Source organism: Motilimonas cestriensis (assembly GCF_021295315.1).
Lineage (GTDB): Bacteria > Pseudomonadota > Gammaproteobacteria > Enterobacterales > CBDFNC01 > Motilimonas > Motilimonas cestriensis.
On sequence record NZ_JAIMJA010000023.1, the window covers coordinates 50,892 to 65,444 of the forward strand.

18 protein-coding genes and 1 pseudogene are annotated in these 14,553 nt (G+C 41.7%); 14 read left to right on the forward strand and 5 right to left on the reverse strand.

Annotated elements, in window-relative coordinates:
• Positions 1–9 precede the first annotated feature (9 nt).
• Complete coding sequence (locus tag K6Y31_RS18235; protein WP_233054371.1) at positions 10–828, reverse strand: DUF2989 domain-containing protein; 819 nt, start codon at positions 826–828, stop codon at positions 10–12.
• A 224-nt stretch (positions 829–1,052) separates the two neighbouring features.
• Between K6Y31_RS18235 and K6Y31_RS18240 the strand changes: the two genes are divergently transcribed.
• Positions 1,053–1,322, forward strand: a complete 270-nt coding sequence (locus K6Y31_RS18240; protein ID WP_233054372.1) for a YeaC family protein — start codon at positions 1,053–1,055, stop codon at positions 1,320–1,322.
• Here K6Y31_RS18240 and ansA read toward each other — a convergent pair.
• Together ansA and sppA are read right to left on the reverse strand one after the other, a co-directional pair.
• Entirely contained in the window at positions 1,319–2,332 is a 1,014-nt protein-coding gene (gene ansA / locus K6Y31_RS18245) for an asparaginase (RefSeq protein WP_233054374.1), read from the reverse strand. The genes K6Y31_RS18240 and ansA overlap by 4 nt on opposite strands.
• Before the next feature lie 121 nt (positions 2,333–2,453).
• The gene (gene sppA, locus K6Y31_RS18250) at positions 2,454–4,304 is read right to left on the reverse strand and encodes a signal peptide peptidase SppA (RefSeq protein ID WP_233054375.1); all 1,851 of its coding nucleotides are present in this window, start codon (positions 4,302–4,304) and stop codon (positions 2,454–2,456) included.
• Positions 4,305–4,444: 140 nt separating this feature from the next.
• Between sppA and K6Y31_RS18255 the strand changes: the two genes are divergently transcribed.
• On the forward strand, positions 4,445–4,993 hold the full coding sequence (locus K6Y31_RS18255; protein WP_233054377.1) for an NAD(P)H nitroreductase: 549 nt from the start codon (positions 4,445–4,447) through the stop codon (positions 4,991–4,993).
• Between the two features lie 274 nt (positions 4,994–5,267).
• On the opposite strand, the gene K6Y31_RS18260 is transcribed toward K6Y31_RS18255, so the two are convergent.
• A complete protein-coding gene (locus tag K6Y31_RS18260) occupies positions 5,268–5,717 on the reverse strand; it encodes a hypothetical protein (protein ID WP_427901914.1) in 450 nt (149 codons plus the stop codon).
• A gap of 354 nt (positions 5,718–6,071) precedes the next feature.
• On the opposite strand from K6Y31_RS18260, the gene K6Y31_RS18265 reads away from it, so the two are divergent.
• From K6Y31_RS18265 to K6Y31_RS18300, 8 genes and pseudogenes are all read left to right on the forward strand, one after another.
• Entirely contained in the window at positions 6,072–6,617 is a 546-nt protein-coding gene (locus K6Y31_RS18265; protein ID WP_233054380.1) for a hypothetical protein, read from the forward strand.
• Between the two features lie 121 nt (positions 6,618–6,738).
• A complete protein-coding gene (locus tag K6Y31_RS18270) occupies positions 6,739–7,068 on the forward strand; it encodes a hypothetical protein (RefSeq protein WP_233054382.1) in 330 nt (109 codons plus the stop codon).
• Positions 7,069–7,216: 148 nt separating this feature from the next.
• A pseudogene (locus K6Y31_RS18275) lies at positions 7,217–7,389 on the forward strand (IS1595 family transposase); the annotation flags it as partial.
• A gap of 166 nt (positions 7,390–7,555) precedes the next feature.
• Positions 7,556–7,840 (forward strand): hypothetical protein, encoded by a 285-nt coding sequence (locus K6Y31_RS18280; RefSeq protein ID WP_233054384.1) that lies wholly within the window; start codon positions 7,556–7,558, stop codon positions 7,838–7,840.
• The gene (locus K6Y31_RS18285; RefSeq protein WP_233054385.1) at positions 7,837–8,391 is read left to right on the forward strand and encodes a hypothetical protein; all 555 of its coding nucleotides are present in this window, start codon (positions 7,837–7,839) and stop codon (positions 8,389–8,391) included. Before K6Y31_RS18280 ends, K6Y31_RS18285 begins: the two co-directional genes overlap by 4 nt.
• A 205-nt stretch (positions 8,392–8,596) precedes the next feature.
• Complete coding sequence (locus K6Y31_RS18290) at positions 8,597–9,085, forward strand: imm11 family protein (RefSeq protein ID WP_233054386.1); 489 nt, start codon at positions 8,597–8,599, stop codon at positions 9,083–9,085.
• A gap of 380 nt (positions 9,086–9,465) precedes the next feature.
• Entirely contained in the window at positions 9,466–9,963 is a 498-nt protein-coding gene (locus K6Y31_RS18295) for a hypothetical protein (RefSeq protein WP_233054388.1), read from the forward strand.
• A 32-nt stretch (positions 9,964–9,995) separates the two neighbouring features.
• A complete protein-coding gene (locus K6Y31_RS18300; protein ID WP_282560206.1) occupies positions 9,996–10,331 on the forward strand; it encodes an RHS repeat-associated core domain-containing protein in 336 nt (111 codons plus the stop codon).
• A 3-nt stretch (positions 10,332–10,334) separates the two neighbouring features.
• Here K6Y31_RS18300 and K6Y31_RS18305 read toward each other — a convergent pair.
• Positions 10,335–11,512 (reverse strand): IS3 family transposase gene (locus K6Y31_RS18305; RefSeq protein ID WP_427901915.1). Its coding sequence is split into 2 segments (ribosomal slippage): positions 10,335–11,242 and positions 11,242–11,512, totalling 1,179 coding nucleotides; the frame shifts between segments, so codons are not numbered across the junction.
• A 214-nt stretch (positions 11,513–11,726) separates the two neighbouring features.
• Between K6Y31_RS18305 and K6Y31_RS18310 the strand changes: the two genes are divergently transcribed.
• The 4 genes from K6Y31_RS18310 (at position 11,727) to K6Y31_RS18325 (ending at position 14,237) form a co-directional block, all read left to right on the forward strand.
• The gene (locus K6Y31_RS18310; RefSeq protein WP_233054394.1) at positions 11,727–12,143 is read left to right on the forward strand and encodes a hypothetical protein; all 417 of its coding nucleotides are present in this window, start codon (positions 11,727–11,729) and stop codon (positions 12,141–12,143) included.
• 12 nt (positions 12,144–12,155) lie between these two features.
• Complete coding sequence (locus K6Y31_RS18315) at positions 12,156–12,935, forward strand: hypothetical protein (RefSeq protein ID WP_233054396.1); 780 nt, start codon at positions 12,156–12,158, stop codon at positions 12,933–12,935.
• A gap of 282 nt (positions 12,936–13,217) precedes the next feature.
• A complete protein-coding gene (locus K6Y31_RS18320) occupies positions 13,218–13,544 on the forward strand; it encodes a hypothetical protein (RefSeq protein ID WP_233054398.1) in 327 nt (108 codons plus the stop codon).
• A gap of 267 nt (positions 13,545–13,811) precedes the next feature.
• On the forward strand, positions 13,812–14,237 hold the full coding sequence (locus tag K6Y31_RS18325) for a hypothetical protein (RefSeq protein ID WP_233054400.1): 426 nt from the start codon (positions 13,812–13,814) through the stop codon (positions 14,235–14,237).
• The last annotated feature ends 316 nt before the right edge of the window (positions 14,238–14,553 follow it).

Genomic DNA, 14,553 nt, shown 5'->3' on the forward strand with positions numbered 1-14,553 from the left:
GTGCGGATGCTAAAACTTGAACTTCGCATCCGCAGGTGTGAATTTCCCTTCGGCTATTTTTTCTGCCAACAGTTTTGCATGTTGGTCTAGCTTGGCTTTTTCTTCATCGTTAAAGGTGTGATAGCGCTCCAGGGTACGTAAATTAACGTCATTATTGCCGAGCTCTTTAGCTACGTGCATCCAAATATAGGTTTCTTGATAATGTTTCTCTTGCAGGTGCAATGTTGTTAATGAATTAAAAATACTACTTGGTGGCTGCTCATCCTTGTAATTGCTAATGGCGCGGTAAAGTAATTTAAAGGTTTTTTCTGGGTCGCGCTCAAAATAGTAACTGGCCATTGCTAACGCAATCTCAGGCTCATCTAAAGCAGGGGAGTCTTCAACGGCCATAAAGCGCGCTTTAGCTTGTTGGTCACCGCGAACACGCCAATGGTAGTAAGCAAGGTGTGGTTCACTTGAATTTGCCGTTGCTTGCTCAAGGCGCTCAATTTCTGTTTCAGCAGTGACTAAAGCATTTACCCTGCCCACTTTCTTTTCTTTGTAGACGATGGGTTCGACCAACGCCGCTTTTTCGATGCATTTTTTATAACTTTGAAAATCCCTTAGTAGATGGTACTGCGCTAAATCTGTTGCAATATTAGGGTCTTTGACTTCGTTACGACTGCGGATCACATCCGAGCGCTCATTGCGACACCAGCCGTCGTCAGTGTTTAAATCGTTACATAGCTCAGGCGTATCGCTACAAATGCTTTTTATACTTTGTTGCCTTTCACAACCGTTTAATAGCAGTAGGCTAGGTAATAAGAAAAATCCGATGTATTTGATCATGTATAGAGCCAATTCACTATTATCAATCGATATGGGATGAGTCTAGTTCAAGCAAATAGCCTAACTAAATCCATGGAACATATAAATCATAACTTATTATGAGTAAATATAGTTTGTTGCAATGAAAAACTGCTGAGCACTTAGCATAACTTAATACGTGGGTGACTGGCTGCCTTGTTTGGTGCATCATAGCGTGGTAATCGCAACAAAGTGGAAGCTAACTTATGTCATTTGACAACTTAATAAAGAATATGAGCCCTGAAGTATATGAGCGTCTTAAAGCCGCAGTGGAAACAGGTAAATGGTTTGATGGTAACCCATTGACTAAAGAGCAAAAAGAATATGCTCTGCAAGGCGTTTTTGCTTGGCAAGCGCAGTTCAATGAAACGCCAGAACACTTCACTGTTGCTAAAGGCGGAGAAATGCACATGAAGAGCAAGTCTGAACTAAAGCAACAGTACAAAGACAAAATCAGTATCAAACAGCAGGATTAACCTGCTGTTAACTCTCCCTTTAAGCTTAATTGCATTTGCTGGCGCACTTGCTCAAAGCTTAATTCTTGGCTTAATAGAGCGTGAAGCTTGGCGAGAGCAGCTTCTTTAGTCATGTCTGAGCCGCTGATCACGCCTGCTTGGGCTAAGGCATTCCCCGTTGCATACCCCCCCATATTCACTTTGCCCTTTAAACATTGGGTTAAGTTTATCACAATGATTTCTCGCGCTTGGGCTTGCTTAAGTTGATTTAGTAAGGCTTCATCTTGCGGTGCATTTCCAACGCCATAACTCAATAAAATCAATGCTTTTACAGGTTGTTGCAGCATGTTTCCAATCACCTCTGACGAGATCCCTGGGTATAAAGTAACGATCCCGATCGGTTGTGGTGTAATAGTGCGCACGGTTAATGGCGAATTTTGTGGCGGTAACAACGAGCCAGCGACCACACGAATATTGATACCGACATCAAGTAAAGGATCAAAGTTGGGCGAGCCAAAGGCTTCAAAGCCGTCTGCATGAACTTTGGTGGTGCGATTACCACGAAATAGCTTATTGTTGAAAAATAAACTCACCTCTGGGATAGGATAGTTCGCGGCGATATAAAGTGCGTTGAGTAAGTTACTTTGACCATCTGATCTTAGCTCAGTCAGCGGGATTTGTGATCCGGTGACAATCACTGGCTTGCTCAAATTTTCAAACATGAACGAAAGCGCTGAAGCAGTGAAGGCCATGGTATCTGTGCCATGTAAAATCACAAAGCCATCATATTTTTGATAGTTTGCTGCGATGTCATCAGCGATACGCTGCCAGTCTGCGGGGCACATGTTCGATGAATCAATCAGTGGACTGTATTCATGGATGGTAAAATCTGGCATTTCTGCGCGAAAAAACTCCGGCATGGCGGCAATATTTTGGGCCAGCGCACCCGCAATAGGAATGTAACCCTGGCTAGAGCGCTGCATGCCGATGGTTCCACCAGTGTATGCGATGTAAATAGATTTTTTATCCAAAAAATACCCCTTGAGTTAATTATTAAACTAATTAGGTTGAAGTATAGAGCTTGGTATAAAAACTAAAAAGCCCAGCAGGGCTGGGCTTTATAAAATAGATAAATTGTTGATTATTTCTCTGTTACAACTTGATTTGCTCACAAGCGGGGCACAAGGCATAAACTCCTTTCGGGTCATTAAAGCTCGCTAGTGGTGCGGCTTGCTCATCGACGGCCTTAAGAATTTGTCTTAATGTTGGCGAGCTGACTAAGCTTTGCTGGGCAAATTGCGCGCTTTTGGCCATTAAATCCGCCATGAACTGCTCCCTTACACTGAGCTCTGGGCGAATCACTTTTACCTCAAAAGCATCCAGCTCCGCTAAGTTTGCAGCGCGGCTCATCGCAACATCAAAGCCACCTAAGTGATCAACTAAGCCTTTCTCTAGTGCATCTTGTCCGGTCCAAACGCGGCCTTGGGCTAAGCTATCAACTTGTGCTGGTGTCATATTACGCCCTTGGGCCACTACATTGATAAACTGCTGGTAACCATTTTCAATGCTCAACTGAACAATTTGCTTCATGTATGATGGCAATGGCCGCGTGATATCAACGCTACTTAGCGCATTAGTGCCAACGCCATCATTGGTGATGCCCATTTTGGCGAGTGCATTCTCTACGGTGGCAAACATGCCAAAAATGCCGATAGAGCCAGTTAACGTAACGGGCGAAGCGACAATTTCATTGGCCGCAGACGCGATCCAATAGCCGCCTGAAGCACTGGTACTACTCATCGAAACCACCACGGGCTTATTGGCCGCTTTAAGTGCAAGAACTTGCTGTCTTACTTGCTCAGAAGCAAATGCGCTGCCGCCAGGTGAATCTAAACGCAGTACCACCGCTTTGACTTGTGAGTCCATCAGTGCTTCGTTGAGTAAATGGGATAAAGTATCGCCACCAATCACACCAACAGGTTGTTCACCATTCATAATCTGGCCGCTGGCAAATATCGCCGCAATTTTGTCTTGGCCTTGTTCTTGATAGTTAAACAAAGGCGGGATAGCGCCAAGGTAACTATCTAGGCTAATTTGTAAGTAATCACTTCCGTTACTATTTTCACCGACATTAGCTATTAAAAATTGACGAGCTTCTTGGCTGCTTTTTAGCTCATCCACTAAGCCTGATGCTTTAGCATAAGCCGCTTGATCGCCTTGCACCGCTTTTAAACGCTCTAAGTAGCTGTCTATATTGGGTGAAATGGCATCATGTGACACTTTTCTGCGCTCAGCAACTTGGCTGACATAGGCATCCCACAATTGGTTCAGCCAGTGTAAGTTAGCCTCTTTGCTTAGCGCCGACATGCTATCGCGCGTATAAGGTTCAACAAACGATTTGTAAGTGCCTACTTTGAATACATGAGGCGTAATATCAAGCTTCTCAATTGCTGATTTGAAGTACAGGCGATACACACCTAAGCCCTGCAGCGCAATCGCGCCTTGCGGGTTAAGCATTAAATTATCGGCATAGCTGGCTAAGTAATATTGGCTTTGGCTATAAAAATCACCGTAGGCATAGATTTTCTTACCACTGGTTTTAAACTTCTCGAGTGCGTCACCAATTTCAAACAACTTATTCATGCCGGTGCCTTGTAGGTTTTCAAGGCTAAGCACTAGTGCGGTAATGCGATTATCAGATTGTGCAAAGCGAATAGCGTGGATCACATCACTGAGTGCAATCTCACGAAACTCGTTGGGATCTTTGCCAAATACTTCATTAGATATCTCTTGAAAAGGATCAGCAGGGCGACGCTCTTCGACTATTTGGCCACTGAGATCTAAATTAAGCGCAGCACCTTGCGGCACATTAATCGTCTCCTCGCTGTTAAATGACAACACCACAACGGCGATAACTCCGAGGAAAATTAAATTTAATACCAATAATCGCGTAAAATTAATTGTTTTGGCAATTGCCCTAAATATCCATTTGATAACACGCACAATAAGTTTTCCATTAGTGGTTTGAAGGGGTCACTTTACTAAATAACGGGTTGAGAAAAAACTCTTTGTGGTAAAGGTTTCATCTTAACCTGCCAGCTATTATGATATTGATTCCTATTTAGTAAAGAAGAGCCGCAATTATGTTAGCCATGGATTTGTTACTAAAACGTCGTTCTTGTCCGCGTTTAGCCACCCCCGCACCCGATAGCTGTGAACTTGAAACCATTTTACAAGCGGGATTACGCGCCCCTGATCATGGCAGCTTGCAGCCGTGGCGTTTTATTGTGGCCCAAGGTGATGGCCTATTACGTTTAGGGGATATTTATTACCAAGCCATGCAAGAGCAAGGGGCCGATGAGGCGGCGCTGCAAAAAGCGCAAAACATGCCACAGCGGGCACCCGTGGTGATCTCTGTTATCGCTAGTGTGACCAAAGAGCATAAGGTGCCAGAGCTAGAGCAAGTTATTTCCGCGGGGTGTTGCGTACATGCCATGCAAATGGCGGCGCAAGCCATGGGCTATGGCGGCGTCTGGCGCACCGGTGATTTATGCTACAACGCAACGGTAGAGCAGGGCTTAGGCTTGGCCGAAAATGAAAGCTTAGTGGGCTTTTTATACATTGGCACACCAGTGACCGAGCCTTCAGCGCCGAAAACGCTACTTGTCGATGATTTTGTCTCTCACTTATAGAGGGGTGAATATAGTGACATACAAAAAAGCCGGCTAAGCCGGCTTTAGTCAGTTAAATAACTTGTTTAGTTTTAGAATTCCGCTGTTTTAGGATCTTTAGGTGCGCGCGGGAAGGGACACTTGGGTTTCAGATATCAAAAGGTTCAAAGGGTATTAAAATAAGGTTTTCATTATGATAAAAGATTTCACTTCCGAGCAAGCTAGGACGTTGGCCTCCCACATCACAACAAATGTTTTTAATGTAAATGAAAACCCAAGGCGCTGACGGATCCCCTCATAATTTAAGCATCGCAGTTTGATGGATCACACGTATGTATTCGCAGATTGCCCACTGTATATCTGCGCTACTTATTCGGTGGCCCCGCCGCCTTAGCACCTCTTTTGCGAGCCGTGTTATTGATAAAACATGGCGGGTTTTGATGGTGTTAGCTTGAAACTGATATTGCCAATTTTGCTGCCTAGCAATCAGTCCAATACACCAAAGCACAACCTCAGCCAACAGGCTGATGAGTAGCAAAATATCCAATCGTTTCGTGCTGCGACTCCGGCAATGGCGTAAGCCAAAGCCATAAGCAGGGCTTTTTAAGTCCCGAAATGATTCTTCGATTTGCATCCGTTTGGCGTAGGTAAATACAGGACAGGCACTTTTTATTACCAATAAATAGAGTGCCTTAGCACCAGCTTCCTGCACTAGATGGCGAAAGTATGTACTACGCCAGGCCACTTTAGCCTTTTGTTCAAGAAGGTGAAAGACAAGTAGGAGCAGCAGTCATGCTGTGATAACCCAGTTCCAGAGGTATGTATTTAGGAAAAAATAGGCAGGAAAGGCTCTTTTTATTGAAAGGACGGAAGGCGAAGCTAGGCAGCTCAAAGGGGAAGGTGCAGAGGATGCTTACAATGGCTTAGACGGGAAGCAGCTTTACGATAAGGGAGAAAGAAAAGCTAAACAATTGCCAGATGGTACTAAAGTTGAGCTTCATCCATCAGCAGGTGAAATAGGAAACTACCTGCCTGGCACGCCGAGATTGGGTTTTCAAAGACCAAAATTTTCAAAAGATATAAAAGTAAGGTTTCCATTATGATAAAAGAGTTAACTACGGAGAAAGCTAGTGCTTTGGCAGCTCACATAACAAAAAATATATTTAATGTAAATGGTAAGGTAAGAGGGGGATTGAAAGAAAACTGGATAGGCGGTGTTGCTAATTGCCATTTCAATGAGTACGACATTTTTTATTGGCTAAATGAAGCCGAGTTTTCTGCTGCTATATCACCGCTAGTAGAATTAGTTGGAGATGAAAAATTGATAATAGTGGAGGATTTTGAGCGTGGCTTAAATGGTAAATTTTGGAGGCTGGGATGTGAAATTGAAAATAGCTGGGAGGCTTTTAATTTCTTTACAGAAGAAACTGACATTATGTCCTTTTATATGATTGGAGAAAGCGAGCAGTGGTGTTTATGGGCGGATGATGACTCATGGATATTTTGTGCAGAGAAAGATCTATTTAAAACACTAAATATTAAAATGCTTACTTTAGAAAGTATGACGAAAAGGTACTCAAACAAGATTGAAAGTTTTTGGCACTTTTTTCATGATATTGCCACACTGCCTAGCCCAATAAAGTGATAAATTTAGAGAGGAATATAAGGGGGCTTTTTCCCTTAAAAAGATAAAAAGATAAAAAGATAAAAAGATAAAAAGATAAAAAGATGGTACTGGCTGTTTTTATTTCTAAACAGGAGAAGTTATGACTAGTATTCGCGACCTAAATGAACTTTTGATTGAACACAATTGCTTACGCTCTTTGAGTGTTACTATGAATAAGGATGACTATAGCTATGATTTAACACTGTTTATGTCTAATTCAGAGGAAGTAAACGCTAGCTTTTTATTCGTGTCATTTTTTGATGTTAGCAGCTTTTCATCTAGTGAAATCGGCGGAGGGTTAACCCAGTTTATGCACCTAAATGTACGAGAATTAGAGTTTGGGTATGATAGAGTTAACTATCAATTGAGTGAGCTAGAAGATGATAGAATTTCATTCGCTTTTTCATCCTTTGATATTGGCCAACGGTAAAGAAAGGACATATATAGTCCCATCTGTTTTAGCAAGGTTAAGCGCATGAGCGGAGAAGTAATTAAAGCACAATATAATATCTGATTACCACTGAAAGTCCGCACGTCTGAGTTATGAATAAATTGAGTTCAAGCATGAGATGGCTATCATTGCTAAAAACAAAGTTCAGTTTCAGAAAGGTATTTCAATACATCGATTTATCACACAATATGGCACAGATGAACAATGCCGTAAACGCCTGTTTGATATACATTGCCAACCAGATATCGGTGCTCTAATTGTGGCGAAAGCAGATATTGCGAGCTGAAATCGCTAAAAATACAGGACAGGCACTTTTTATTACCAATAATATAGAGTGCCTTAGCACCAGCTTCCTGCACTAGATGGCGAAAGTATGTACTACGCTAGGCCACTTTAGCCTTTTGTTCAAGAAGGTGAAAGACAAGTAGGAGCAGCAGTCATGCTGTGATAACCCAGTTCCAGAGGTATGTATTTAGGAAAAAATAAGACAGGAAAGGCTCTTTTTATTGAAAGGACGGAAGGCGAAGCTAGGCAGCTCAAAGGGGAAGGTGCAGAGGATGCTTACAATGGCTTAGACGGGAAGCAGCTTTACGATAAGGGAGAAAGAAAAGCTAAACAATTGCCAGATGGTACTAAAGTTGAGCTTCATCCATCAGCAGGTGAAATAGGAAACTACCTGCCTGGCACGCCGAGATTGGGTTTTCAAAGACCAAAATTTTCAAAAGATATAAAAGTAAGGTTTCCATTATGATAAAAGAGTTAACTACGGAGCAAGCTAGTGCTTTGGCAGCTCACATAACAAAAAATATATATAATATTAATGGAAAGGTAAGAGGGGGGGTAAAAGAAAATTGGTTAGGCGGTGTAGCTAATTGCCATTTCAATGAGTACGACATTTTTTATTGGCTTAATGAAGCGGAGTTTTCTGCTGTTATATTGCCTCTGGCGGAATTAGTTGGAGATAAAAAGCTGATAATAGTGGAGGACTTTGAGCGAGGACTGGATGGTAAAGTTTGGTGGCTGGGTTGTGAAATTGAAAACAGCTGGGAGGCGTTTAATTTTTTTACAGAAGAAACAGACATTATATCGTTTTATATGATCGGAGAAAGCGAACAGTGGTGTTTATGGGCTGGTGATGACTCATGGATATTTTGTGCAGAGAGTTACTTATTCAAACAGTTAAATGCTGAAATTCTTAGTCTGAAAGCAATGCTAGATAAATGTACAGAAAAAACAAGGAAAGAATATGTCGACCTTATTCATGCCATATCTAGATTACCTAAATCTGATTACTACGATTAAAATAAAAAAATACAGGATGGCCACTTATTAGTGCAGGTTTAGAAGCGGGGTTTAATTAGCTGGATTTTTATAGTGTGCTCACAAATATCATTTCTGGTGAAAGGCAGTTAATGCGAACTGGTGAGCGGGCTTTAAATAAAAATAAACGTAGCTGGGGTAAATAGAGATGGTATATATTTGGAGAAACCCGAATGTGCCGGAGGTTATGGTTGGTGAACTAACTAATAATTTTTATTTTGGGATCTTCCAAAATACGAAAGAAGTAGATGATGATGTAATGCCAATTTTCAGGTTTAATTGTAAGTTGAAAAAATTAAGAAGATTTTGTGAGTTGGCAAATAACAAGCGAGTACCTTTAGTTAATAAAAAAATATGTAATCTACTAGCAGAGTGTAGCAATAATATACAGTTTGTTAAAGCAAAGGTTCAATGCGAAGATGACAGTACTGAAGATTACTTTGTTGTAAATGTATTAAGCTTTGTTGATGCTCTAGATAAAAGTAAGTCAATCTTTGATTTTGTTCCTGGTACAAAAAAAATAATGAGATTTAAAAAAATAAAATATAATGAAGGTGATTATATAATAGCTAGAGAAATAAATTATGGCGTCCATTTGTTAGTTAATGATTCTTTAACTGAGATACTAAAGATGCATGGTTGTAAAGGTTTGTGTTTGCCTGAAGAGTGTATATAAAAATAAAGGGGTAGAAAAGCCTGGGTATGCACTGTTAATTATCAATAAATAGAGAGTCTAGCGTCTACGGTAATATAAAACCACACTATTTAATACACAAAAAGATATTTAAAAAGATAATTAAAACCAAAGATGGGACAGGCACTTTTTATTGCTTATAAATAGAGTGCCTTAGCACCAGCTCCTTGCACTACATGGCGAAATCATGTGTTATGCCCAGCTACTTTAGCCTGTTATTCAAGAAGGTGAAAGACAAGTAGTTTCAGTTTGAGCCCGGCACAGGCTCTGGGAGCGGCGACCTTGGCACGCCGATTGATCTTGGCATCACAACCTTTCATCGTTACAGCTACGATAACCTCGGCAATATTACCCCTACCACGGTGGGACAAGATAATTCAAGCTATGACTACGACCCGAATGATCCCTACAAATTACGCAGTCATAACAATGAAACCTTAAACTACGACGCCAGTGGTAACATTAAAAACTACAACGGCTACCAGTTTAGTTACACCAGTTTTGACAAAGTTAAGCGCATTAGCAGCTCGAGTAACAGTAATGACTGGACCGAATACAGCTATGGCACCGACGGCGAGCGCTTTAAAAAGGTTGAAAATCGCATTTACCAAGGCAAGGTAGAGCGCTTAACCACGGAATTTATTCATGCCTTTTACGAGCGCCATAGTCGCCATGGCGGAGCAGGTGATCTGGTAGAAGAGAAGTACTTTATCGGTGATATGGTGCTCACCCAGCGCTCTAACAACACCAAAGACAGCTTCTACACCATTAAAGACCAACAAGGCTCGGTATTAATGACCTTGAATGGCAGTGGCCAAGAAGTGAATCGCTACTATTACCGCCCCTTGGTGAGCAGATAGACGTTAGCCTCAATCCACTCGGCTTACAAACCCTGCGCCCAACCCAATACGGTTATACCGGCCATGAACATGTTAAAGACTTAGACATCATCAACATGGGCGGGCGCATCTATGCCGCCGGATTAAGGCGCTTCCTGCAAGCCGATCCTGTGGTTGGCCACCCGATGTACAGCCAAAGCTATAACCCGTATCAATATGTGTATGGTAATCCAATGGTGAACGTGGATCCGAGTGGGTATACCACGCAGATTGGTGGACGCCCTGGTAGTATTACAAATATAAATGGTGATGCGGGCCAAGGAATGGATAGTGACCATACTCAGAGTGTGTCAGGCTATAGAGGCGTTGATAATACATTGGGGGTGTAGTGGTCAACTAAAACTGGCCACCTCGTTATAAGTTTTGAAGTATTCTGCTTCAGCCTTTTGTGGCGATAGCCCCTTGTTAAACTGGTGAGGCCTGTAGCGATTGAAATAACCGATAATGTAATTGTTAATCGCTTCAACACCCACTGCAAATGACTGATAACCTGACCTTGGCATCCACTCGGTTTTAAAACTTCTGAAAAAACGTTCAGTGGGGGCGTTGTCGTGGCAGTTACCTCGGCGACTTAAACTTTGCTTTATACCAAACCGCCAAAGCAATTGACGATAAGTTTTACTGGTATAATGGCAGCCCTGGTCGCTGTGGAACATCAAGCCCTTTGGCTTTCCTCTGCTCTCATAGGCCATCCTCAATGCTTTCTTTGTTAGCTCGCTGTCTGGGCTTTTTGAGGTTGCCCAGCCAACAACGCGTCTTGCAAATAAGTCAATCACAACGGCTAAATATAGCCATTTAGAGCCTGTCCAAACATACGTCACATCGCCCGTCCAAACCCGATTTGGAGCGTCTGGTTTGAAGTTCCTATCTAGCAAATTCGGAATACCTAAGTGCTCTTTTTCAGCTTTAGCATAACGATGACTAGGGATTTGCCTGCTGACGAGACCCTTCTCCTTCATCAGCTTGCGAATCAACCACCGACTAGCTTTGAAGCCTGAATCAGCGAGCAATACCTGCAACGTCCTTTGACCTGCCGAACCACAACTTTTACCAAACCAGCGCTTCAGCTCAGAGATGAGTTTCAGCCTTTTAGGGTCTAACTCATGACGACGCTCGACCCAATAACGATAGCTACTACGATTGACCTTAAATGCCTTGCACAGCCGTTCAACACCCCAATAAGCGCTTAGCTCCCTTATTAACGCGAACCTTTGAGCGAGTCCTGCATCAAGAGAGCTGAAGCCTTTTTTAGGATGGTGTTATCCTCTTCAAGGCGTTTAATCTTACGTTCTAGCTCGCGTATTTTGACTTGGTCTGGCGTCATCGGCATGGCACTCGATAGGTTGCCATTTCGCTCTTCTTTAAGCTGCCTTGCCCATTTATCGACGGTTGACTTGCCTAACTCTAATGACTCAGCAACCTCGCGAACTGAGCGCCCGTTATCGACAACTTCTTGGGCAACTTCTAGTCGGAATTCTGGTGAATAAGTTAGTCTTGTACGTTTTGACATATTGATACCTGCTTAGTTACGGTGATCTTATCACCTCTAATCAGGTGGCCAAAATAGTTGTACCACTACAGGGGTTAACCTTGAAGAGCAATGTCAGGAGCAGTGGAGAGAGCAAATACATATTGAGGAGGGCTCACCAAAGTTCAGAAAAGATTTTACAACAGCTGTAGATGACCTTTGTCAGTATACAGAGTTTCAGAAAATTATTAATGAAATGTATAATAAGCAACTAAAAGTACAGATTATTGAAGCTGATATGGGGGCAACTTATGAGGGTGTAGATAATAAAGTTTTTCGAATTTATTTATCAATTAATTATTTTTCTGAGACATTTAAGGCAGATATGGAAAAACAATTTGAAAATTTTTATGAAAACTCTGAAACCTATACAGACGAACAGTACTTTAAGAAAGAAGGGGAACTTATTACTTTATCAGAAAAATCTAAATTTAGTGTTCAGAGAGTTATCGTGCATGAGTTTTCGCATGTTGTTGATGAAGGCTCACCATTAGATAGTCGACCGAACTTTGAACAAAGGGCTGTGGATTTCACAAATGCGTTTATGTCAAAATACTACGGCGAACCCCATCGGCGGGGTATCAAGCAAGAGCGTCTACTCCTTATGGAATGAGAAACTATGCTAATGACTAAAATTATTTTTCTATTGTACTTTATACCTTTTTTTGTACTGGCAAGCTCTTGCCCTGATGAAGTAGAGACGAAGGCAAAATATATATTGAATGCTGATGTTGTTTCTTTAGTTAAAGTTGTTGGTCGAAAGAAAGGAAATGACATAATTGAATACAAATTTAGAACACTTGAAAAAATAAGAGGCGGCGATTGGCATGGTTCTTTTGAGTTCCCTCTAAATTCCCGCGACATAACCTTTTATAAAGGAAAAGATAATACATATAGTAATCATAAAAATCCGGTGTTCTGGGATTCAAGTGTAGGCGTTATTCGTTACAGTAACGGCTTTGGTATAGTTAAAGAATTTGAATTAGGAAAAGATTACTTGATTGTTTTCAATTCTAAGAAAGTAGAGAGTTATGCATTTGAAGAAATTGGCAATAAGAATGATGACTTATGGTATCAATTTGTAGTGGATGTTGTTAAGGGGGAACCTACATATTGTAATGTTTCAATATCAGTTGATGACTTTAATTCTTTGTATATCGATGATGAAAGATATGTTTTTTCACCTCCTAAGCCACCAGAAAAAGTGATCCTACCTGGCGATAATGGAAAGCGAGGTCCTGGTATGCTTGATATTTATGATGATGGCTATAGTGATTATCGTAAATATGCTGGTTTCTCTGTGTATAACCTGTCAGGCCATACTTCCTTTAAAGTGCGAGTACCCTATGATCATGAAGGTATTCATGATTTTTCAGAGTTAAATATTTTCCCCAAAGTTAATTAAATAAAAATACAGGATATATGGGAAAAAGACTTGATAGGAAAAAAAACAGGACAGGCACTTTTTATTACCAATAAATAGAGTGTCTTAGCACCTGCTCCTTGCACTACATGGCAAAAGTATGCGTTACGCCCGGCCACCTTAGCCTGTTATTCAAGAAGGTGAAAGGCAAGTAGGAGCAGCAGTCATGCTGCGATAAAACCTATCGCCCCATGACAGGGGGCCTACGGGCGTGAAGCAGTCTGCAAATAGCAAGTAAGTAGAGAGTTTACAGGAGTAAAACCATTGAAAACCAAAGAAATGAAAGGCCTTGGGCCTTGGCTTGTGGGCCTTATGGCTTGGTTGCTGTGCGCCAGCGCCCATGCCGCATGGATAGATACAAAAGGAACGGTGAAGCATATTATCACCTATGCCCACACCAATACCGTATTGGTCGAGCTGTCCCATGCTGGCGCGGATGTGACAGCTTGTAGCAATAAATCCACCTTTGCCATCAGCAACGCCATACAAGCCGAAGCGCGCAGCAGAATGTATGCCTTGTTCTTAGCAGCGCAAGCTTCAGGGCGCGAAGTGGTGGTGTCGTACAACAACACCGGTGGCTGTGAGCAATAAGGGGGAAAAATACAGGACAGGCACTTTTTATTGCTAATAAATAGAGTGCCTTAGCGTCAGCTGCCTGCCCTATATGGCGAAAATAGATGCTGCAAGCTAAGTGTTAGCCTGTGGTGAGGGGGCCAGTAGGAGCAGCAGGCAAGACCTGACCCCTTTGTTTCTGGCTTAAAAGGTCTTGCTACTTCATCCGTGTATACCAAATCTGGAACTGGTAGCTTAAAATCACTTTAATTTTTATGATAAATAATTGTTTTATAAGGGGGGGGAGTGTCAGAAAAAGTAAAGTTTAATATTGCATTGGTAGTGATTATTTTTATATTTTTTAAGGTTTTTTATTCATTCTGGACTGCTGCTGACTTCTTGGTTGAACTCGAACGGTTTAACGTAGAAACGCCATATAAATTAAGTTTAAGTGAGGACTGGAAGGGCGAGTTAGAGGATGGAAAGCTTGGTGATTTTTACGCGTGTCTATTGAACTATAGAGGGCCTAGCGTTAAAAGGAGGAACTCTGGAGAGAGTAGAATTTATTATATGTATTTACCGTCAGGCTTTCGTTTGACTCTGTATACGTATGGGGGGGAGGTTAACCTATTTTTCTTGTACAAATTTAACTCTGATGGGAGTAAAGAAGAACAATCGGGAGGTGTTACTGTTAATTGCCCTCTGTCATTGCTCACTAAGGATGTAAATTAAAATGTTGTATTTTTTTTTGATTGTTTCTTTTTTATCTGGAGTGTTTTCCTTTGTAAATTACTTTGCTGGGGATCTTTCATACAGCACTCCTGAATTCTTGTCGCTATTTTCATCTTTCTTAGGTGTGTTTGGCGCGGTTGCGGTTTTATTTAATAAAAAAATTGGTCGTTGGGGGATGGCCGTTTTTTGGTAAGCGCATCATAAACCCCGCATTCTAATCCCCTAGCACGAAGAATAAGATCAAGTCTCCAACCATGAGGAGATTTGAGATGAGAAAACGACGCACCAACCAAGAATGGCAAAACCTTATTGCGCA